Source organism: Staphylococcus agnetis (genome assembly GCF_002901865.1).
Taxonomy (GTDB): Bacteria; Bacillota; Bacilli; order Staphylococcales; family Staphylococcaceae; genus Staphylococcus; species Staphylococcus agnetis.
This window is the reverse complement of the sequence record NZ_PPQF01000009.1, coordinates 83,318-106,422: the sequence shown is the minus strand read 5'-3', so window position 1 is coordinate 106,422 and position 23,105 is coordinate 83,318. Positions and strand designations below refer to the sequence as shown.

The 23,105-nt window shown below is 35.7% G+C and carries 19 protein-coding genes; 16 read left to right on the top strand and 3 right to left on the bottom strand.

Translation table 11 applies throughout. The annotated features are described in order from the left end of the window. The 4 genes from CD172_RS02025 (at nucleotide 1) to CD172_RS02010 (ending at nucleotide 3,483) form a co-directional block, all read left to right on the top strand. Nucleotides 1-555: an RDD family protein gene (locus tag CD172_RS02025; protein ID WP_060551242.1), complete on the top strand. Its 555-nt coding sequence runs from the start codon at nucleotides 1-3 to the stop codon at nucleotides 553-555. 68 nt (nucleotides 556-623) lie between these two features. Further along, complete coding sequence (gene tpx / locus CD172_RS02020; RefSeq protein ID WP_037565535.1) at nucleotides 624-1,121, top strand: thiol peroxidase; 498 nt, start codon at nucleotides 624-626, stop codon at nucleotides 1,119-1,121. Between the two features lie 134 nt (nucleotides 1,122-1,255). Further along, nucleotides 1,256-2,203, top strand: coding sequence for a class I SAM-dependent methyltransferase (locus CD172_RS02015; RefSeq protein ID WP_060551241.1), 948 nt, complete (start codon nucleotides 1,256-1,258; stop codon nucleotides 2,201-2,203). A gap of 83 nt (nucleotides 2,204-2,286) precedes the next feature. Further along, a complete protein-coding gene (locus CD172_RS02010; protein WP_037565532.1) occupies nucleotides 2,287-3,483 on the top strand; it encodes an acetate kinase in 1,197 nt (398 codons plus the stop codon). A gap of 90 nt (nucleotides 3,484-3,573) precedes the next feature. Here CD172_RS02010 and CD172_RS02005 read toward each other — a convergent pair whose 3' ends face one another. Beyond that, on the bottom strand, nucleotides 3,574-4,074 hold the full coding sequence (locus tag CD172_RS02005; RefSeq protein WP_037565531.1) for a universal stress protein: 501 nt from the start codon (nucleotides 4,072-4,074) through the stop codon (nucleotides 3,574-3,576). 147 nt (nucleotides 4,075-4,221) lie between these two features. Here CD172_RS02005 and ald point away from each other — a divergent pair, with 147 nt between their 5' ends. After that, the gene (ald, locus tag CD172_RS02000; RefSeq protein ID WP_103345310.1) at nucleotides 4,222-5,337 is read left to right on the top strand and encodes an alanine dehydrogenase; all 1,116 of its coding nucleotides are present in this window, start codon (nucleotides 4,222-4,224) and stop codon (nucleotides 5,335-5,337) included. A 325-nt stretch (nucleotides 5,338-5,662) separates the two neighbouring features. On the opposite strand, the gene CD172_RS01995 is transcribed toward ald, so the two are convergent. Beyond that, nucleotides 5,663-6,718, bottom strand: coding sequence for a M24 family metallopeptidase (locus CD172_RS01995; protein ID WP_060551239.1), 1,056 nt, complete (start codon nucleotides 6,716-6,718; stop codon nucleotides 5,663-5,665). Between the two features lie 119 nt (nucleotides 6,719-6,837). Between CD172_RS01995 and CD172_RS01990 the strand changes: the two genes are divergently transcribed. Next, on the top strand, nucleotides 6,838-7,530 hold the full coding sequence (locus CD172_RS01990; protein WP_103345309.1) for a metal-dependent hydrolase: 693 nt from the start codon (nucleotides 6,838-6,840) through the stop codon (nucleotides 7,528-7,530). 124 nt (nucleotides 7,531-7,654) lie between these two features. On the opposite strand, the gene CD172_RS01985 is transcribed toward CD172_RS01990, so the two are convergent. After that, a complete protein-coding gene (locus CD172_RS01985; protein WP_060551237.1) occupies nucleotides 7,655-8,068 on the bottom strand; it encodes a universal stress protein in 414 nt (137 codons plus the stop codon). A gap of 186 nt (nucleotides 8,069-8,254) precedes the next feature. Here CD172_RS01985 and CD172_RS01980 point away from each other — a divergent pair, with 186 nt between their 5' ends. From CD172_RS01980 to icd, 10 genes are all read left to right on the top strand, one after another. After that, nucleotides 8,255-9,550: a DRTGG domain-containing protein gene (locus CD172_RS01980; protein WP_060551236.1), complete on the top strand. Its 1,296-nt coding sequence runs from the start codon at nucleotides 8,255-8,257 to the stop codon at nucleotides 9,548-9,550. A 12-nt stretch (nucleotides 9,551-9,562) separates the two neighbouring features. After that, nucleotides 9,563-10,498, top strand: a complete 936-nt coding sequence (locus CD172_RS01975; RefSeq protein WP_060551235.1) for a DHH family phosphoesterase — start codon at nucleotides 9,563-9,565, stop codon at nucleotides 10,496-10,498. Nucleotides 10,499-10,512: 14 nt separating this feature from the next. Further along, nucleotides 10,513-13,704, top strand: coding sequence for a DNA polymerase III subunit alpha (locus CD172_RS01970; protein WP_103345308.1), 3,192 nt, complete (start codon nucleotides 10,513-10,515; stop codon nucleotides 13,702-13,704). A gap of 117 nt (nucleotides 13,705-13,821) precedes the next feature. Then, nucleotides 13,822-15,051 (top strand): NADP-dependent malic enzyme, encoded by a 1,230-nt coding sequence (ystJ, locus tag CD172_RS01965; protein ID WP_103345307.1) that lies wholly within the window; start codon nucleotides 13,822-13,824, stop codon nucleotides 15,049-15,051. 32 nt (nucleotides 15,052-15,083) lie between these two features. Next, entirely contained in the window at nucleotides 15,084-15,944 is an 861-nt protein-coding gene (gene accD, locus CD172_RS01960; RefSeq protein WP_060551232.1) for an acetyl-CoA carboxylase, carboxyltransferase subunit beta, read from the top strand. Then, the gene (locus CD172_RS01955) at nucleotides 15,944-16,891 is read left to right on the top strand and encodes an acetyl-CoA carboxylase carboxyltransferase subunit alpha (protein WP_060551231.1); all 948 of its coding nucleotides are present in this window, start codon (nucleotides 15,944-15,946) and stop codon (nucleotides 16,889-16,891) included. Before accD ends, CD172_RS01955 begins: the two co-directional genes overlap by 1 nt. Before the next feature lie 391 nt (nucleotides 16,892-17,282). Further along, nucleotides 17,283-18,254: a 6-phosphofructokinase gene (gene pfkA, locus CD172_RS01950; protein WP_037565520.1), complete on the top strand. Its 972-nt coding sequence runs from the start codon at nucleotides 17,283-17,285 to the stop codon at nucleotides 18,252-18,254. Between the two features lie 16 nt (nucleotides 18,255-18,270). Then, entirely contained in the window at nucleotides 18,271-20,031 is a 1,761-nt protein-coding gene (gene pyk / locus CD172_RS01945; protein ID WP_103345306.1) for a pyruvate kinase, read from the top strand. Nucleotides 20,032-20,428: 397 nt separating this feature from the next. Further along, nucleotides 20,429-21,547: a citrate synthase gene (locus CD172_RS01940; RefSeq protein ID WP_103345305.1), complete on the top strand. Its 1,119-nt coding sequence runs from the start codon at nucleotides 20,429-20,431 to the stop codon at nucleotides 21,545-21,547. Between the two features lie 46 nt (nucleotides 21,548-21,593). Continuing rightward, nucleotides 21,594-22,859, top strand: a complete 1,266-nt coding sequence (icd, locus tag CD172_RS01935) for an NADP-dependent isocitrate dehydrogenase (protein WP_103345304.1) — start codon at nucleotides 21,594-21,596, stop codon at nucleotides 22,857-22,859. The last annotated feature ends 246 nt before the right edge of the window (nucleotides 22,860-23,105 follow it).

Below are 23,105 nucleotides of genomic sequence, written 5' to 3'. Positions count from 1 at the left end.
ATGACAATCAATGAATACCATCATAATACATCAAATAATGTATATCATGCACACCCGCCGGCATCTACATTTTTGACGAAACATCAATATGAGTTAAATGCATTTTTCTATGCAGGATTTGGCCGTCGTTTTTTGAGTTATATCATAGACTTACTTATTTTGTGGTCAGTGTTTAATATCATTTTGAACCCTATTTTAGTGTTTACAGGGGCAGATGAATTTAAATTGTGGATATCTTATTTTAGCCTTACACATATACTGAATGCATTATTATATTTCTTATATTTCGTCTTAATGACGAAATACTTCCAACAAACACTTGGAAAAATGATTTTAGGCATCAAGGTTTATCGTAAGGACTTAAAAAAGCCACTATGGTCTGACGTTATATTTAGAGAATGGATTGGTCGCATTATATCTAACATTCTACTCGGATTACCATATTTAGCAGTGTTTTTCACACCTAAACACATTGGTGTACATGATTATTTTGCAGATACAGTTGTGATTAAGAATAAATATTTAAAATATATTCAAGAAAACGAAGGTCTATGACGTGCGAAGTCATTACATAACTCGTATAATAAAATTGACTCGGATTTATTTAAGGAGGCAATACAGTTATGGCACAAATTACATTTAAACAAAATCCTGTTACATTGTTAGGTAACGAGGTGAATGTAGGGGATCAAGCTCCAGATTTCAAAGTCGTTGATCAAGCGCTACAACAAGTTACGTTATCTCAATTTGATGGGAAGAAAAAATTATTAAATGTGGTACCATCTCTTGACACAGGTGTTTGTGATCAACAAACACGTCAATTTAATGAACAAGCGAATGATGAAGATGGCTATGTTTTAACATTATCTCTAGATTTACCATTTGCTCAAAAAAGATGGTGTGCATCAAACGGTTTAGATAATGTCATCACGTTAAGTGACTACCAATCACATTCTTTTGGTAAGGCTTATGGCGTTTTAATGGATGAACTTCAATTACTTGCACGCTCAGTTTTTGTTTTAGATGAAAACAATAAAGTAGTATATAAAGAAATTGTATCTGAAGGTACAGATTTTCCAAATTTTGAAGCAGCATTAGACGCATATCGAAAATTATCATAGTCATTAAAAACGGGTATATTTGAAGTATCTGTTTTTGAAATATTAACAACTATTAATGTAATGCATTAAGGTTGATGTATTCGGGGCGAGGACGTTCAAGTCCCACCCCTTTATTTTTTGAAAGGAAGTAAACAATGACACAACCAACTTCAATTATGGAACAACTTTTTAAAAAGTTGGATGAGACTACGAAGCAACTGAACGATGAAAATGGTCAAAGTTTTATAGAGAATTTAGGTCTTTCGATGGAACAGTTGTATACTAAAGAACGTGATGTCTTAGAACAATCTACATTACAAGATCGACGCAAAGCATTTCAATTTGCTTATTTGAGCCAATTACAAAAAGAAGAGGTGCAAGCGAACCATCAAATTACACCAGATTCAATTGGTTTGATTTTAGGATATTTAATTTCTCAATTTGAAACTGATAGTGAGGCACTTCACATCGCAGACTTAGGTAGTGGAGCAGGGCACTTAAGTGCTACTGTAAACGAAGTCATGTCTGAGAAAACATTAATGCATCATTTGGTTGAAGTGGATCCAGTTTTATCGCGCTTAAGTATACATTTAGCTAATTTTCTTGAAATTCCTTTCGATGTCTATCCTCAAGATGCACTTATGCCATTACCTTTTGAGGAGGCAGATGTAGTGATTGGAGACCTACCAATCGGGTATTACCCAGTTGATGAACGTAGTCATGAAATGAAATTAGGTTTTAAAGAAGGTCACAGCTACGCGCATCATTTGTTTATTGAACAAGCGATAACAGCACTTAAACCATCAGGTTTTGCATTTTTAGTCGTACCACGTGCACTATTTGAAGATGCCAAAGTGAAACAGTTGCAAAATTTCATTGCAACAGAAACTGAAATGCAAGCTTTCCTTCATTTACCTAAAAATTTATTTAAAAATGAACGTGCACAAAAATCATTGCTCGTTTTACAAAAGAAAGCACAGGGTATTACCCATCCTGTCGAAGTTTTACTTGCAAATATTCCAGATTTAAAACAGCCACAAAACTTTCAAAATTTCTTAAGTGAATTAAATGAATGGATGCAAAAAAATCATCCAAAAAAATAATCTGTGTCACTCTTGAAATCAAACTGTGATAATGTTTAAATAGATTTTGGATATAAAACTTATAAATATTGGAGGACGTTTACATGTCTAAGTTAATTTTAGCGATTAACGCTGGTAGCTCATCATTAAAGTTTCAATTAATTGAAATGCCTGAAGAAAAAATGATTACAAAAGGTTTAATCGAGCGCATAGGATTAAAAGATTCTATTTTCACTATCGAAGTGAACGGAGAGAAAGTAAAAGAAGTTAAAGACATTAAAGACCATGAAGAAGCTGTAAATATGATGTTAGATAGTTTACAAGCACATGGTATTATTAACGATATCAATGATATTGATGGTACAGGTCATCGTGTTGTACATGGTGGTGAACGTTTCCCTGAATCAGAGCTTGTAACAGATGATGTAGTTGCTGATATCAAAAAATTAACAGACTTAGCACCACTTCATAACCCAGCGAATTTAATGGGTATCGAAGCGTTTAGAAAACTATTACCAAACATCCCTCACGTAGCAGTTTTCGATACGTCATTCCACCAAACTATGCCTGAATCTGCATTTCTTTATAGCTTACCTTACAATTACTATAAAGATTATGGTATTCGTAAATATGGTTTCCATGGTACAAGTCATAAATATGTTTCACAACGTGCAGCAGAAATGTTAGGTAAACCTGTTGAGGAATTACGTATTATTTCTTGCCATATTGGTAATGGTGCGTCAATTGCAGCTATTGATGGTGGCGAATCTGTGGATACATCTATGGGCTTCACGCCTTTAGCAGGTGTAACAATGGGTACACGTTCAGGTAATATTGACCCTGCCCTTATTCCATTCATTATGGAAAAAACAGGTAAAACTGCAGACGAAGTATTAAATACATTGAATAAAGAGTCTGGTTTGTTAGGTATTACAGGTACATCAAGTGATTTACGTGATATTGAGGACGATGCTAGCAATGGTAATGCACGTGCGGAATTAGCACTTGAAGTCTTCGCATCTCGTATTCACAAGTATATGGGTTCATATGCGACACGTATGCATGGGGTAGATGTCATCGTCTTCACAGCAGGTGTAGGTGAGAACTCAGATGTGATTCGTGCGCGTGTATTAGAAGGATTAGAATTTATGGGCGTTTATTGGGATCCTCGTAAAAACGATGGGTTACGTGGTAAAGAAGCTGAATTGAATTACCCACATTCACCTGTAAAAGTTTTAGTAATTCCAACTAATGAAGAAGTGATGATTGCACGTGACGTTATGACTTTCGGTAATCTTTAATATATAAGTAGTGCTGCCTACCTTTAAGTAGGCAGTTTTACTATTAAAAAAGGGTGGGCATAAGCCCAACCCTTTTTTTAACATTTTGTATTAAATATTATGATCTTGTAGGAGTTCTTTTGTAGCAACTCGAGGCTCGAATGTTTCTGGAATTTGTTCTGTACGGACAACTAATACATCACATTCAGCATGACGAACAATTGCTTCTGATACAGAACCTACAATAAAGCGCTCTACAGCATTTAATCCAGAAGTACCACACATGATTAAATCAATACTGCCTTCTTCACTCGCTTTTTTAGGAATAATTGATTTAGGTGAACCGAATTCGAGTTTCGTTTCAACATGTGCCACGCCTTCTTCTTCAGCAATCTTACGATACCCATCTAATAGTTTCTCCGCAAATGATTTTGATTTCTCTGTGAAATTAGAATCATAAACTTCAAAAGAAGTATACGTACGAGAATCAATGACATTCATGATAGTAAGTTTGGCATCGTTACGTTTAGCCACTGCTACTGCTTTGTTGAAAGCCCATTCTGCTTCGTGTGAACCATCTACAGCGATTAGAATATTTTTGTACATTAACATGGCAAAAACTCCTTTCTTATTTCACTTTAATTATATCATATTTTTTGTAAATTCTGCCAATTATCATATGTTACAAAAAGAAACCAATCTTATGATTGCGCTTACATTCTACATGCGTTATCATTAGTCTTGGGAGGTGCAGGGAGAATGAAAATTGGTATTCCTAAGGAAATAAAAAATAATGAAAATCGAGTGGGGTTATCACCAAGTGGTGTCCACGCATTAGTTGAGGCTGGTCATACAGTTCTCGTCGAAAAATCAGCTGGTATGGGGTCTTTTTTTGAAGATGCTGATTATATCGAAGCTGGTGCAGAAATCATTGAAAGTCAAGCGCAAGTATGGGACGTAGATATGGTGATTAAAGTGAAGGAGCCTTTAAAAGAAGAATACGGCTTCTTTAAAGAGGGGCTTATTTTATTCACTTATTTACATTTAGCAAATGAGCCAGAATTAACTGAAGCGCTTATCGAAAAGAAAGTGGTAGCAATTGCTTATGAAACAGTTCAACTCGCTGATCGTTCATTACCACTTTTAACACCAATGAGTGAAGTTGCTGGACGTATGTCAGCTCAAATTGGTGCGCAGTTCTTACAAAAATTTAACGGTGGCATGGGCATTCTATTAGGTGGTATACCTGGTGTTCAAAAAGGTAAAGTTACAATTATTGGTGGTGGACAAGCAGGTACTAATGCAGCACGCATTGCTTTAGGATTAGGTGCAGATGTAACGATTTTAGATGTAAATCCTAAACGTTTACAACAACTTGAAGAGTTATTTGATGGCCGTGTACATACGATTATGTCTAACCCACTTAATATTGAAGAACATGTCAAAGCAAGTGATTTAGTGATTGGTGCTGTGCTGATTCCTGGCGCTAAAGCACCTAAACTTGTTACTGAAGATATGATTAAACAAATGAAAGCGGGTTCTGTTGTAGTTGATATTGCAATCGACCAAGGTGGCATTTTTGAAACTACTGACCGTATTACTACACACGATGACCCAACTTATATTAAACATGGGGTTGTGCATTATGCGGTTGCCAATATGCCAGGAGCTGTACCACGTACATCAACGATTGGTTTAAACAATGCAACACTACCATATGCTTTACAATTAGCAAATAAAGGATACAAACAAGCACTTACGGACAACGTACCTTTATCACAAGGATTAAACACGTTTAATGGCTTAGTGACGAACAAAGCTATTGCAGAGGCGTTTAATAAATCATTTACGCCAGTTGCAGAAGTGCTAAAATAATAAATAAAATCTTACGAACACTTAATAGGGTGGGGAACTGATGTCAGTGCCCACCCTATTCATCGTTACGGTAGTTTTCACCAATAATAGTGAGAATGCATAAAAATTAGATAAGCTCCACATCGTACATCAATGTGTTCACACAATAAATGCCTTCAACACGTATTTAAAGATGACGAGTGAAGGCATAATCTATGTTCCGTTTGAGCTCAAAGTGTAAGTATTGACGAGTAAATCTAAAAGTAAATGCTATTCAATGAGAATCACATCGATATGAAAGCCATCTGTACTTCACATGAACAACGCAATGTGTCTGACGGAGGTGTTATTTCTGATATGAAGATAAAGATTGATAGCCATTTTTGGTCACAAGTATATCGTCTTCAATACGGACACCAACGATACCCGGAACGTATATACCAGGTTCTATAGTAATGACCATACCTTCTTCTAAAACATTATCATTAGTTTCAGATATATCTTGATATTCATGCGCTTCTAGTCCTAGGCCATGTCCTAGGCGATGTGGGAAATATTCACCATACCCAGCGTCTGAAATGATTTGACGCGCAGTTTTATCGATGTCACTAATTTTAACACCAGGCTTTATTTTATTAATAGCTTCTTGTTCTGCTTTTTTAACGATGTCATATACTTTTTGTGCTTCATCGCTAGGGTGGCCAAAAGCGATTGTTCGTGTGATGTCACTGCAATAATTCTGATAAATAACACCTAGATCAAACAGTACAAATTCATTGTTTTTTAATTGACGTTCACCAGGTGTACCATGAGGCGCTGCAGCGTGATCTCCAAATAGTACCATCGTATCAAAGCTCATCTCGTTGACACCGAATGCTTTAATTTCATTTTCAATATGATTAACAACTTCTCTTTCAGTGACACCTTCTTTTAAGAAAGCTTCTCCGATTCTCATACATTCGTCTGCTAGTTGTGCGGCTTTAGATAAGATGTTGATTTCGTGTTCCGTTTTTATATTTCTCATTTCTTGTATGATAGGATCAACAGGATATACTGCGTTAATATGAAATGCTTTAGTAAGTTCTTGATAACGACGATATGTAAGATGATTTTCTTCAATAAACATTGTCTTAATGGATGCATCATACTTTTGATAAGGGTTTTCGGTATCTAAATACCCTATGATAGTTCCTTCAAATGGAGATGCTTTTACTTCTTCGACTTCTAATTGTGGGCAAAATAAAACGCATTCACCTGTCGCTTTGACTAACAATGCGAACAAGCGCTCATGGGGCTCACTTTTATATCCAGTGAAATAAAAAATATTAATTGGATGACTTATCCAAGCTGCATCCACTTGTGCTTCATTTAATTTAGAAACCAATTGTTCAATTTGATTCATTTATAACGCCTCCTTAATACTTTTATTCTAAATAAGAATGAACAACAATTCAATTTGTAAGAATGTGTGTTGGGGGTAAAGACGTGGTATAGTGAAAGTAACAAAAAGGAGGATGCATAATGAAACTATCTTTTCACGGACAATCAACAGTGTATTTTGAGGCAAATGGCAAATCAGGCATCATTGATCCATTTATAACAGGTAATGAATTATCAGACTTAGATGCCTCAAACCTTGATGTGGATTATATCATATTAACGCACGGTCACGAGGATCATTTTGGAGATACGATTGACATTGCCAAACGTACGAATGCCACAGTCATTGGTACGGCAGAAGTAGCGAATTATCTAAGTTCAGCACATGGGATTGAAAATGTGCATGGCATGAATATTGGCGGACAATGGACTTTTGATTTTGGTACATTAAAATTTGTCCAAGCGTTTCATAGTTCAAGCTTAATGGATGATGATGGCAAACCAATTTATTTGGGTATGCCTATGGGTGTTCTTCTAAAACTTGAAGGTAAAATGATTTATCATACAGGAGATACAGGTTTATTCAGCGATATGAAGTTAATCGCCGAACGTCACCCAGTAGATGTGTGTTTTGTTCCAATTGGTGATAATTTTACGATGGGTATAGAAGATGCAAGCTATGCGGTGAATCACTTCATTAAGCCTAAAATTAGTGTGCCGATTCACTTTGATACATTCCCAGTTATTAAACAAGATCCTGAAGCATTTAAAAATGCTGTGACACATGGAGAGGTGCAAATATTAAAACCAGGTGAAGCAGTTCAATTGGTGTAAATAATTACTACTGTTATTGCAAGTAAGACGTTATTCAAACTTAAAAACCTTCAAAGTTGATTCGTATCACTTTGAAGGTTTTCACGTTCTAAAGTATTAAATTGTGTTTTGTTTAGTCCTTCTTTTACTTAACAATAAGGACTGGTATTTTCGCACGTTTTGCGACTTTGTGACTTACACTACCTAAAACAAATTTTTTATTTTCTTCAGCTTTACGGTTACTTAAAACGACAATATCATAGCGACCGCTATTCGCGTAAGCAACGATTTTCTCTTTAGGGTTTCCGCGTTCAATAATTTCTTCATATTGAATATTGGCAGCGTCAAGTCGTTGTTTGGTTTCCGACATTTTTTCACTTCGTAAATGTTTCAGTTCATTTACATGTGTTCCTAGTCGTACAGAGGCTTGAACATCTTGTTCGCCGATGACGTGTAATAAAGTTACAATCGTGGAGGGACCTGACAGTTTTTGAACTTCTTCGATTGCTTTGACATTTTCTAAATCAGGATCAACGGCGAGTAAAATATGTGTATGCATCATACATTCCTCCTTTTTATTTTATTTTAAACAAATAATTTACAAAAATCCATTAAACTTCTGCTTGTAATATAATATTTCTCTTTCACATTAAGGTATAAAAAAATGTATAATAATGAAGACAATGACATCAAGGAAGCGGGTCTACTTAAAATTTTATCCCTATAATTGTTGAGGTAGTATAAGATGACAAAACATGAACAAATTATTAAACATATTGAAAAGCTATCAATCGGTCAAAAGATTTCGGTTCGAAAAATAGCAAAAGATTTAGATGTTTCAGAAGGGACAGCATATCGAGCTATAAAAGACGCTGGACAACGTGGTCTAGTGGCTACAATTGATCGAGTGGGTACAGTGCGCATAGAAAAGAAGACACGTGAACAGTTAGATGTGCTTACATTTGGTGAAATCGCCAAAATTGTGGATGGCCAGTTAATTGCTGGTCGAGGTGGTCAATTCAATTCGCTTACTAAATTTGCCATTGGTGCGATGGAAAAAGACAACGTTGTCAATTATGTTTCAAAAAATACATTGTTGATAGTTGGGAATAGAGAAGATGTTCAAAAAGCAGCATTAAATAAAGGAAGCGCCGTCTTAATTACAGGCGGCTTTGAAACATCTCAAGAAATTAAACAATATGCTGATGAACATGATCTGCCAATTATTTCATCTAATTATGATACATTTATGGTTGCAAATATCATTAATCGTGCCATGTACAATCAAATGATTAAGAAAGAGATATTATTAGTAGAAGATATTGTCATTCCAATAGAAGAAACGTCTTATTTATTTGATACGATGCCCGTCAAAGAAGTACGTAAAAAAGCGCAAGAAACAGGACATTCTAGGTTTCCTATCGTTGACGAAGAAATGAAATTAACGGGTATCATTACTAGTAAAGATATTTTAAGTCAATCACCTAAAGCTCCTTTAAGCCGTGTGATGACAAAACCACCAATGAGTGCGCAATTAAGTACGACAGTAGCGAGTTGTGCCCATTCAATGATATGGGAAGGCATAGAATTACTCCCCGTAACCGCAGCGGATAAAAAACTCATTGGTGTTATATCTCGTGAAGATGTTTTAAAGGCGATGCAGATTGCAGGACGACAACCTCAAGTTGGCGAAACCATTAATGATCAAGTGGCGAAGCATATTGATATTCGTAATAATCAAATTCATGTTCAAATTACACCACAGCTAACGAATCAATTCGGAACATTAAGTAAATCAGTTTCGGTCGCAATTATTGAAGAAACAATCAAATATGTCATGCGTAAACAAAAGAAACTAGAAGTTATGATAGAAAGCTTGAATATTTTTTACATTAAAACAGTACAAATAGAAAATGAAATCGAAGTACTATACAATATATTGGATATGGGAAGAAATTTCGCAAAACTAGAAGTGACGATGCAAAGTGGTCAACAACCTGTAGCGACTGCTTTACTCATGTGTCAATTATTGGACAATTAAGGAAGTGTTAACATGAATCAGTTTGAAGAAATTCAATTAAAAATAAAAGAATATGAAACGATAATTATTCATCGACATGTCAGACCTGACCCTGATGCATTAGGGTCTCAAACAGGTTTACAAAAATATATTCAAGCAAAGTATCCGGAAAAACAAGTGTATTGTGTAGGGGCTAATGAACCAACATTAACTTTATTTGGAGAAATGGATACAATCGCAGATGAAGTGTATGCACATGCCTTAGTGATTGTTTGTGATACGGCTAATGCCCCTAGAATCGATGATGACCGATATCATTTTGGAGATTATCTTATTAAAATAGACCATCATCCACCTGTTGACCAATATGGTATGGTAAATTATGTTGATACAAACGCTTCGTCTACAAGTGAAATTATCTATTCATTGATAGAAGAATCGGGTGATTTACACTATATCAATAGTGCAATCGCAAGTGCATTATATTTAGGTATTGTAGGAGATACTGGACGATTTTTATTCAATAATACGAAGCCTAAAACGATGCAGGCGGCAGCTTCATTGTTGGAACATAACATTGATCACCATGCGCTATTAAATGCAATGGCTGAGAAAGAGCCATATTTATTAGCATTTCAAGGATACGTGTTACAGCATTTTGAATTAGATAACGATGGTTTTTGTAAAGTTAAAATAACGAAAGATGTTCTAGAATCACATCAAATTGCACCGAATGAAGCATCGTTATTCGTGAATAGCATAGCTGAGATCAAAGGTTTAAAAATTTGGGTGTTTGCTGTGGATGAAGGTAATGAAATTCGTTGTCGTATTCGTTCTAAACAAATAGTAATTAATGATATAGCCGAGAAGTTTGGCGGTGGCGGACATCCAAATGCTTCGGGCGTTTCGGTTAGTGATTGGGAGACTTTTGAATCTCTAACACAAGCTTTAAAAATGAAATTAAACTAAAAGGAGGTATTGCAATGGTTGCGCATTTAAATATACATTCCTCATATGATTTGCTCAATTCAAGTATTCGGATTGAGCGTATTGTAGTTAAAGCCAAACAAGAAGGTTACACAGCCATTGCACTTACTGACCTTAATGTCATGTATGGTATTCCCCAGTTTTACGATATGTGTGTAAAAGTTGGTATTCATCCTATTTTAGGGCTTACGATACATGTGACTGATGGATTAATAGAAAAAGAGGTTGTCTTGCTCGCTAAAAATAATGAAGGATTAAAAGGATTATATCGCTTATCTTCAGAAATAAACTTACATGAAACTTTACAAGTTAATATCCATGATTTACCTCAATATAGCGCGCATACAGTGGCAATATTTAAAGATGTTAATCAAGAGGTGGCTTCTTGGTTTGATGCTCTACCTCAAACGACTTCTGTTTACACGGATCACCGTTCGACCCTTGATAACGTCTCAAAAACTTGGATAGAAGCGACATATTATGAAACACCGGACGATAAAGACACTGTAGCAGTACTAGGTGCCATTCGAGACAACACTAAATTGAACCTCATGGATATGGAACAAGCATCTGAATGCCACTTTAAAACGATAGAATCATTACAAGCTATGAATTTACCTCCTGAATGGTTGACGACAACTGATGAAATTGCGAATCTTTGTAAGGCCGAACTTGTCTATCATCAACCTTTATTACCAGAATTTAAAACACCGCAAGGGATGGATGCAGATACTTTCTTATGGGAGCAATTACAAAATGCATTAACACGCCGACATTTAACTTCTCGAATGTATCAAGAGCGCCTAGCTCACGAATTTCAAACGATAAAAACCATGGGGTATAGTGATTATTTCTTAATTGTGAGTGATCTTATTAATTATGCCAAAAATAATGGAGTTATGGTCGGGCCTGGTCGGGGTTCTTCTGCAGGCTCCTTAGTCAGTTATTTATTAAATATCACAACGATTGACCCCTTAAAATATGATTTACTATTTGAACGTTTTTTAAATCCTGAACGTGTAACAATGCCAGATATTGATATTGATTTTGAAGATACGCAACGTGAAAAAGTCATTCATTATGTTCAAGAAAAGTATGGTGCATTCAAAGTGGCAGGAATCGTTACATTTGGTCATCTTTTAGCAAAAGCAGTAGCGCGAGATGTAGGTCGTGTCATGGGATTTGATGAAGCAACGTTAAGTGAAGCTTCTAAACTTATCCCAAGTAAACTTGGTATCACTTTGGATGAAGCTTATACCTCAGAAGCATTTCAACAATTTGTGCACCGTAATCATCGTCACGAACAATGGTTTGAGTTATGTAAAAAATTAGAAGGTTTACCGCGAAACACCTCCACACATGCCGCAGGGGTTATCGTTAATGACCAACCATTATATGAAACGATTCCTTTAGTGCAAGGGGAAACAGGTCTACTTACCCAATGGACAATGACAGAAGCTGAACGTCTAGGTCTTTTGAAAATTGATTTTTTAGGCTTAAGAAACTTAACCATTATTCATCAAGTAGTCAAACAAGTGCATCAAAATTTGGGTGTTCACATTGATATTGAAGCCATTCCTTTCAATGATAAAGCAGTTTTTCAGTTGCTTTCTAAGGGAGAGAGTACGGGAATATTTCAACTCGAATCTGAAGGCGTACGTCGGGTACTTCAAAAATTAAAGCCACAACATTTTGAAGATATCGTTGCCGTAACCTCTTTATATAGACCTGGTCCAATGGAAGAAATCCCAACATATATTAAACGTCGTCATGAACCTACTACAGTTACGTACTTGCATCCTGATTTAGAACCTATTTTAAAAAAGACCTATGGCGTTATTATTTATCAAGAACAAATCATGCAAATCGCGAGCCAATTTGCTGGGTTTAGTTACGGAGAAGCAGATATTTTAAGACGTGCAATGAGTAAGAAAAATAGAGCAGTTCTAGAAAATGAACGGCAACATTTTATCGAAGGCGCATCAAAAAAAGGTTATCAGAAAGCCCTAAGTGAAGAAATTTTTGACCTGATTTTAAAGTTTGCAGATTACGGGTTCCCAAGAGCACATGCTGTAAGTTACTCTAAAATTGCCTACATTATGACTTATTTAAAAGTACACTATGCACCATTTTTCTATGCAAATATTTTAAGCAATGTGATTGGTAATGAAGTTAAAACTTCACAAATGATTTATGAAGCAAAACATCAAAATATAGAAATTAATGGGCCGCATATTAATTATAGCCATTGGCGGTATCGCACTTATAAAAATCAAATCTATATTTCATTAGGATCCATTAAAGGCGTGGGTTATCAAAGTGTGCAAACGATTGTGAAAGAGCGTCAAGAGAATGGGCCGTACAAAGACCTGTTTGATTTTTGTCAGAGAATACCTGGAAGAGTGCGTTCAAGACGCTTATTAGAAGCTTTGATATTATCAGGGGCGATGGATTGTTTTAATAAAAATCGGGCAACACTTTTACAATCTATTGATAAAGTCAGTGATATTCAGTCTGACTTAGATCAAACATTTTTAGAAGCATTTTCTACTACAAAACAAGAATATGATGAAACTGAGGAAATGCCTGATCAACAAAAATCGAATTACGAAAAACATTATTTAGGGTTTTACGTGTCAAAACACCCCGCAGAAAAAGCTTTTGAACGCAAACAATATCTTGGAGTCTTTCCATTGACCATGAAAGCGCATAACGAACCTATACTCGTTATGCTTGAAGATTTAAAAGTTATCCGCACTAAAAAAGGACAGCAAATGGCCTTTGTAGTTTTAAATGACGGTGTACGACAATTGGATGGTGTTATATTCCCGAATTTGTATCAAACGATAGTTTCTCGTATTGATAAACATCAATTTTATGTTGTGGAGGGAAAGTTTGAACGTCGCAACAATAAGGTTCAAATTGTTATCAATAGTTTTAAAGGTTTAGAACAATTTGAAAAAGACAAGCTGGCTGCTACACGAAAAATTGTTATTAGAGAAAAATTAAGCGATGACTTAAAACAATACATCTATCAAAGTGATGTACCATCGGGCCTAAAGGATGGCGTACATGTTGTGTTTTTTGATAATGATGCTAAACAAACATTTAATCTAGGGATTATAGAGAAACGTCACATACAAACGCTCATTCAATCTATGAGCCCGAAAAATATAAGATTATTATAAGAGTGTTGAAAATGTAATTTGTATATCAATTTTTTATGACGTATAGTATAATGACGTTTAAGTTCGACTGTTCGGCAGTCTAGAAGATGTGACAGTAAATACGGGAGTTGATAATGAATGTCTTTAAGAGACGATGCTTTACATATGCATAAAGAAAACCAAGGGAAATTAGGTGTGGCACCAAAAGTAAAAGTAACTAACAAAGAAGAACTAAGTTTAGCTTATTCTCCTGGTGTTGCTGAACCATGTAAGGATATCCATGAACGCCCTGAAAGTGTTTATGATTATACAATGAAAAGTAACACAGTTGCGGTGATTTCTGATGGTACTGCTGTGTTAGGCTTAGGAAATATAGGTGCTGAAGCAAGTATTCCTGTAATGGAAGGAAAAGCTGTTTTATTTAAAAGTTTTTCTGGTGTAGATGGCATTCCGTTATCACTTTCAACTACAGATACTGAAGAAATCATTCGTACGGTTAAGCTTTTAGAGCCTAACTTTGGTGGCATTAATTTAGAGGATATCTCAGCCCCACGTTGTTTCGAAATTGAAGAAAGATTAAAGAAAGAAACGAAAATTCCAGTCTTTCACGATGATCAACACGGAACCGCAATTGTAACAATGGCAGGTTTAATGAATGCATTACGTATCGTTAACAAGGATATTGCAGATATTCGCGTTGTCTTAAATGGTGCGGGTGCAGCAGGTATCGCTATAGTCAAACTCCTTTATTCATATGGAGTTAGAAATATGGTGATGTGTGATTCACAAGGTGCGATTTATGAGGGGCGTCCACATGGAATGAACCCTACAAAAGACTTTGTTGCGAAATGGACAAATAAAGACAAAATAGATGGGAAATTAGTAGATGTGATTCAAGATGCAGATGTCTTTATTGGTGTATCAGTAGCGAATATTTTAACTGAAGATATGGTTAAAACGATGGCAGATGATCCAATAATCTTTGCGATGGCAAATCCAAACCCAGAAATTACACCAAGCCTTGCTAAAGCAGCTGGCGCAAAAGTGATTGGAACAGGGCGTTCAGACTTTCCAAATCAAATTAATAATGTATTAGCGTTTCCTGGCATCTTTAGAGGTGCTTTAGATGTACGTGCAACACATATCAATGAAAAAATGAAACAAGCGGCTGTGAAAGCCATTGCGAGTTTAGTATCAGATGAGGAACTTAATGCAGATTACGTGATTCCAGGTCCTTTTGATAAACGTGTAGCACCTTCTGTAGCAAGAGAGGTTGCTAAAGCTGCGATGGAATCTGGTGTCGCACGCATTGATGTAGATCCTGAAGATATCTATCAAAAAACGTTAACATTAACTGACCTTAAATAACACAGAGATAAAGGTAGTGTGGAGGTAAAAGTATGTTTAAAGATTTTTTCAATCGAAATTCAAAAAAGAAAAAATACGTCACTGTTCAAGACTCTAAACAAAATGATGTTCCTGAAGGGATTATGACCAAGTGTCCTAATTGTAAAAAAATTATGTATACGAAGGAACTCACTGAAAACTTGAACGTGTGCTTCAATTGTGACCACCATATCCCTTTATCCGCACACAGTCGTATTGAGGCGATTTCAGATGAAGGGTCGTTTAAAGAGTTTGATAAAGGCATGACTTCTGCTAATCCTCTAAACTTTCCGAGTTATGAGGAGAAAGTTGAAAAAGATCAAGCTAAAACGGGATTGAATGAAGCGGTTGTCACAGGTACAGCTAAAATTAATGGTATTGAATTTGGTGTAGGTGTGATGGATTCACGTTTTAGAATGGGAAGTATGGGTTCAGTCGTAGGTGAAAAGATTTGTAGAATTGTTGATCATTGTACTGAGCACCAATTACCATTTGTATTATTTACTGCTTCAGGCGGTGCACGTATGCAAGAAGGTATTATTTCTTTAATGCAAATGGCTAAAACGAGTGTATCTTTAGAAAAACATTCTGAAGCTGGACTTTTATTTATTTCATATATGACGCATCCAACAACAGGTGGGGTTTCGGCAAGTTTTGCTTCTGTAGGAGACATCAATTTAGCTGAACCTAAAGCATTAATTGGGTTTGCAGGTCGTCGTGTTATAGAACAAACGATTAATGAAAAATTGCCTGATGATTTCCAAACTGCAGAATTTTTACTTGAACATGGCCAACTTGATAAAGTGGTACATCGCAGTGAAATGAAGCAAACGTTAGCACAACTGTTAGCAATGCATAGTGAGGTGAAATCGTAATGCTAGAATTTGAAAAATCAATTCAAGAAATTAAAAATAAAATCGACTCACTAAAAGAAGCACAATCTAAAAATGACGTAGATTTATCTGATGAAATTGAAATGTTAGAAGCAGCATTACTGACAGAGAAAGAAAAAGTATACACAACTTTAAAACCGTGGGATCGTGTACAGATTGCTCGTTTACAAGAGCGACCAACGTTACTTGATTATATTCCGCATATTTTTGATGATTTTATTGAATTTCATGGAGATCGTAACTTTCGTGACGATCCGGCCATTATAGGTGGTATTGCTTATTTTAATGGGCTACCTGTAACAGTAATTGGTCAACAACGTGGTAAAGACACGAAAGATAATATTTATCGTAACTTTGGAATGGCACATCCCGAAGGATATCGAAAAGCATTGCGTTTGATGAAGCAAGCTGAGAAATTCCAACGTCCCATCTTTACATTTATTGATACCAAAGGTGCATACCCAGGTAAAGCAGCAGAAGAACGAGGTCAAAGTGAATCGATTGCGCGTAACTTAATTGAAATGGCCGGCTTAACAGTTCCGGTCATCGCAATTGTTATTGGAGAAGGCGGAAGTGGTGGTGCGCTTGGCCTTGGTGTGAGTAACCGCATACTGATGCTTGAAAATAGTACATATTCTGTTATTTCTCCAGAAGGGGCAGCTGGTATTTTATGGAAAGATAGTTCATTAGCTAAAATCGCAGCAGAGACTATGAAAATAACGGCTTATGATCTAAAAGAACTCAATATTATTGATGAAGTGGTAAATGAACCACTTGGTGGTGCGCATCAGGATATTGAATTACAAGCAAAGCATATTAAAGAGAAATTTGCGACGCATTTAAAAGATTTTGAAACTATGAGTCCAGATGCGATTAAAGAAGATCGCTTTAATAAATTTAGAAAAATGGGTACGTATGTAGAAGCGTGATTTTACGTATTAGATTTTTTCGACAACACAACATAAAGCCTTCCAAAGTCATACAATATGAATTTGGGGGCTTTTAAATTTAGCAAGAGGTTCTACACTACTAAGTCACATAGATTGAAACTTGGTGAACCAACTACGTGTGCGCTATATTTAAAGAGAGGGTCCTTTCAGAGAAACCGTTAGAATATGACATCATTTATAAGTTAAAATGCACAATTAGGATGTCATAATACAAATAATGAAAACACATATGAAAACGTGTAATATGAACGATTCATGACATTTTTGTAATAAACCGTTTTCATCGAAAGTTGATTCTATTTTTAATGGATTGCCTTTTAGATTTATGGTATTTTTAAAGTAACAACAAAGCGAGAAAGGGAATGTCTACATGAAAAAAATAGCAGTTTTAACAAGTGGCGGAGATGCACCGGGAATGAATGCGGCTGTACGAGCAGTAGTTCGTAAAGCGATTTATCACAACATTGAAGTATATGGCGTATATCAAGGGTATCAAGGATTAATTAATGATGATATTCATAAACTTGAACTTGGTTCTGTAGGTGATACGATTCAACGAGGAGGAACGTTCTTATATTCTGCACGTTGCCCTGAGTTTAAAGACAAAAGTGTCAGAGCTAAAGGAATTGAGAATTTACGTAAACGAGGTATTGAAGGGCTTGTCGTCATTGGTGGAGATGGAAGTTACCGTGGTGCACAACGCATCACTGAAGAGTGCCAAGACATTCAAACTATTGGTATCCCTGGAACTATTGATAATGATATAAAAGGGACAGACTTTACAATTGGTTTTGATACTGCATTGAATACGATTATTGAATCAGTCGATAAGATTAGAGATACTGCATCAAGTCATGCGCGTACATTTATTATTGAAGTTATGGGACGTGATTGTGGTGATTTAGCGCTATGGTCAGGTCTTGCAGTAGGTGCAGAATCAATCATTTTACCTGAAGCAGATTATAACATCCAAGATATTGCTGAAAAAATTCAACACGGTATTGATCGAGGTAAAAAACATTCTATCATTATCGTTGCTGAAGGATGTATGTCAGGTAATCAATGTGCTGAAGAGTTGACAAAATACATTAATGTCGATGCACGTGTCTCTGTTTTAGGTCATATTCAACGTGGTGGCAGCCCAACAGGTGTCGATCGCGTTCTAGCGTCTAGACTTGGAGGCTATGCATTGGAATTATTAATGAATGGTGAAACTGCTAAAGGGGTAGGTATTAAAGATAACCATTTAACTGCAACTGAATTTGATTTAATATTTAACAATGATGATACGAATAAAATAAATAAACGTATGCTTGAATTAACTAAGGAATTATCGATTTAACATAGGAGGCATAGCCATGAAAAAAACGAAAATTGTTTGTACGATTGGTCCAGCATCAGAATCAGAGGAAATGTTAGAAAAACTTATGAGAGCAGGTATGAACGTTGCACGTTTAAACTTCTCTCATGGATCACATGAAGAACATCGTGCACGTATTGAATCCATCCGCAAAGTTGCCAATAAATTAAACTTAAATATCGGTATCTTATTAGATACGAAAGGGCCAGAAATTCGTACACATAATATGAAAGACGGCTTAATTACACTTGAAAAAGGTTCTAATGTAACTGTAAGCATGTCTGAAGTAGAAGGTACACCAGAAATGTTTTCAGTCACATATGAAAACTTAATTAATGATGTACACGTTGGCTCATTTATCTTATTAGATGACGGTTTAATTGAGCTTCTTGTTGAAAAGATTGATGTCAATGCAGGTCATGTACATTGTAAAGTCCTAAATACTGGTGAACTTAAAAACAAAAAAGGTGTAAACTTACCGGGCGTGAGTGTAAACCTACCTGGTATTACTGAAAAAGATGCTGATGATATTCGTTTTGGTATTGAACAAAATGTTGATTTCATCGCTGCAAGCTTTGTAAGACGTTCAAGTGACGTATTAGAAATTCGTAAAATTTTAGAAGAAGCAAATCACCACACAATTAGTATTATCCCTAAAATTGAAAACCAAGAGGGTATTGATAATATTGATGATATTCTTGAAGTTTCTGATGGTCTAATGGTTGCACGTGGGGATATGGGTGTTGAAATCCCACCTGAAACAGTACCAATCGTTCAAAAAGATTTAATTCGTAAATGTAATAAATTAGGTAAACCTGTCATTACTGCGACTCAAATGCTAGATTCAATGCAACGTAATCCACGTGCGACACGTGCTGAAGCATCGGATGTTGCCAATGCCATTTATGATGGCACTGATGCTGTAATGTTATCAGGTGAAACTGCTGCAGGATCTTACCCTGAAGAAGCAGTTAAAGCGATGCATAATATCGCCGTTGCTGCTGAGCAAGCGCAAGACTATAAAAAATTATTGTCAGACCGTACGAAACTTGTTGAAACATCTCTTGTGAACGCGATTGGTGTTTCTGCTGCGCACACAGCCCTTAACTTAAACGTTAAAGCGATTGTTGCAGCAACTGAAAGTGGTAACACTGCAAAAACGATTTCAAAATATCGTCCAAAATCAGATATTTTAGCTGTCACACCAAATGATACAACAGCGCGTCAATGTACATTAATCTGGGGCGTCTATCCTGTGATTAAGAAAGGAAACTTTACTACAGATGAGTTGTTAAATAATGCTGTTGCCACTGCAATTGAGTCAGAGCGTGTTGAAAATGGTGATTTAATCATTATTACAGCGGGTGTACCTACTGGTGAATCAGGTACAACAAACTTAATGAAGCTTCACTTAATTGGTGATGAAATTGCTTCAGGTCAAGGTATTGGACGCACATCAGCGGTTGGTCGTACTGTTGTTGTAAACGATGCTACTCAATTAGAAGGTAAAGATTTATCTCAATCCGTTATTGTCACACCTTCCATTGATGAAAGCTTTGTCCCTTATTTAGATCATGCGATAGGATTAATTACCGAAGAAGGTGGCTTAACTTCACCAAGTGCTATCGTTGGTTTAGAAAAAGGTATTCCAACAGTGGTAGGCGTAAATGGCGTACTTGATACAATTAAAGATAATATTTTAGTAACTGTTGATGCTTCACAAGGTAAAGTATTTGAAGGTTATGCAAACGTTTTATAAAAAAGTTTTAAATCAAAAGCATAAATAAAGACAAAACCACTATATATCGGGTATAAATGATATATAGTGGTTTTTTTATATGTTCACTTCAAACAACATCTAGTGATGTTGTTTTTAAGATATTAAATGACGCTTCATGCTTATCAATTCTTATTATTAAATATGATAAAGAAAGCAAATGATTAAAAATCACTTATTTTACATAGCTCTTAAAATAGCTAGAAACATGATAATATCAATACATTGAAGTTAAATGAGGTCCATTTAACATTTGTTTATATTAGATTATTCTGATATTTCAACGTTCATTAAATATTCACAAATAGCGTGATATTAGCTATAATGACTAATGAAAGCCATTACAAAAGAGCGAATATACAGTAAAGGGGAAATTCATATGGCACAACTACAGAAAGGTTTAGAAGGTGTAATTGCAGCAGAAACAAAGATTAGTTCAATTATCGATAGCCAGTTAACATATGCAGGTTATGATATTGATGATTTGGCTGAAAATGCTTTGTTCGAAGAGGTAATGTTTCTTCTTTGGAATTACCGATTACCAAACGAAAAAGAACTTCAAGAATTAAAAGATAAATTACACCATTATATGACGCTTAATCCGCGTATGTATAGTCATTTTGAAGAATATGCTACAGATGAAGTTCATCCAATGACAGCATTACGTACGTCAGTGTCTTACTTAGCACACTTTGACAATAATGCAGATGATAATGATGAGAAAGCATTATATGAACGTGGCATCCGTATTCAAGCGAAAATTGCGTCATTAGTAACATCTTTTGCACGTGTACGTGAAGGGAAAAAACCAGTTAAACCAGATACATCCTTATCTTATGCGGCAAACTTTTTATATATGCTTAGAGGGGAAAAGCCAACTGATGTTGAAGTTGAAGGATTTAACAAAGCTTTAATTTTACATGCTGACCATGAGTTGAATGCTTCTGCGTTTACAGCTAGATGTGCTGTTTCATCAATGTCAGACATGTATTCTGGAATTACAGCTGCTGTAGGCTCTTTGAAAGGTCCACTTCATGGTGGCGCAAATGAACGCGTTATGAGAATGTTAACTGAAATTGGCTCAATTGATAACGTTGAAGCATACTTGAAAAAAGCGTTCGACAACAAAGAAAAAATTATGGGATTCGGTCATCGTGTTTATAAAGATGGCGATCCACGTGCAAAATATTTAAAAGAAATGAGTCATAAAATTACGGAAGAAACAGGTCAAAGTGAATTGTTTGAAATTTCACTTAAAATTGCCGACATTGTAAAACAGGAAAAAGGATTATTACCAAATGTTGATTTTTACAGTGCAACTGTATATCACAGCATGGGTATTGATCATGATTTATTTACACCAATTTTTGCTGTCAGCCGTACATCAGGTTGGGTTGCACATATTTTAGAACAATTACGTAATAATAGAATTATGCGTCCACGTGCAACATATATTGGTGAAACTGATCGTAAATACGAACCAATCGAAAAACGTTAAATAAGTCTAAAGTTAGACGAGATTTTAAATTCATGGAGGGTACTTTATAATGAGTGAAAAAATTGTCAAAACAGCAGAAGGTTTAAATGTACCAAATCAACCTATTGTACCATTTATTATTGGTGATGGTATTGGACCAGATATTTGGAAAGCAGCAAGTCGTGTCATCGATGAAGCTGTTAAAAAAGCATACAATGGCGAAAAAGAAATCTCATGGAAAGAAGTATTAGCAGGTCAAAAAGCATTTGACCAAACAGGTGAATGGTTACCTCAAGAAACATTAGATACGATAAAAGAATATCTTATCGCAATTAAAGGTCCGCTCACAACGCCTATTGGTGGTGGTATTCGTTCGCTCAATGTGGCTTTACGTCAAGAGTTAGATCTTTTTACGTGCTTACGTCCAGTTCGTTGGTTCCAAGGTGTACCATCGCCTGTAAAAAATCCTCAAGATACGGATATGGTCATCTTCCGTGAAAATACCGAAGACATCTATGCAGGTATTGAGTTTAAAGAAGGTTCCGATGAAGTTAAGAAAATCATTGATTTCTTACAAAATGAAATGGGTGCGAAAAATATTCGTTTCCCTGAAACAAGTGGTATTGGTATCAAACCTGTATCCAAAGAAGGGACAGAACGCTTAGTCCGCGCGGCGATTCAATATGCTTTAGATAATCAACGTAAATCAGTCACACTCGTTCATAAAGGTAATATTATGAAGTTCACTGAAGGGGCCTTCAAACAATGGGGTTACGACTTAGCTGAACGCGAATTTGGTGACAAAGTATTTACTTGGCAACAATACGACAAAATTGTTGATGAACAAGGTAAAGACGCTGCAAATGACGCTCAAGCGCAAGCTGAAAATGATGGTAAAATTATTATTAAAGATTCCATTGCTGATATTTTCTTACAACAAATTTTAACACGCCCATCTGACCACGATGTTGTTGCGACAATGAATTTAAATGGAGATTATATCTCAGATGCACTAGCTGCTCAAGTTGGAGGTATAGGTATTGCCCCAGGCGCAAACATTAACTATGAAACGGGTCACGCTATTTTTGAAGCGACGCACGGTACAGCGCCTAAATATGCAAATCTAGATAAAGTAAATCCATCATCAGTATTATTATCCGGTGTGTTGTTACTTGAACATTTAGGTTGGCAAGAAGCTGCTGATTTAATTACAGCGTCTGTTGAGAAAACGATTGCATCTAAAGTAGTGACTTATGACTTTGCACGTTTAATGGATGGTGCGACTGAAGTTAAAACATCTGAATTTGCGGATGAATTGATTAAGAACTTGTAAAAATAATAAATCTCATTCCTTATCATTTAACAAGCGGAGCACCATGGTGCTCTGCTTATTTTTATGTAAATCACGGTATATTTTTATTTAATATGACATTTACACATTTACTTCATGTGCTAAAAATTCACTTAAAAACGATACACTTTTGAACTTTAAGGGTATAAGCTAATGGAATACAGATGAACATTTTGATTTTTGTTAAGGTATTATGAAGATATTGTAAAGTTACTTAATAACATATTA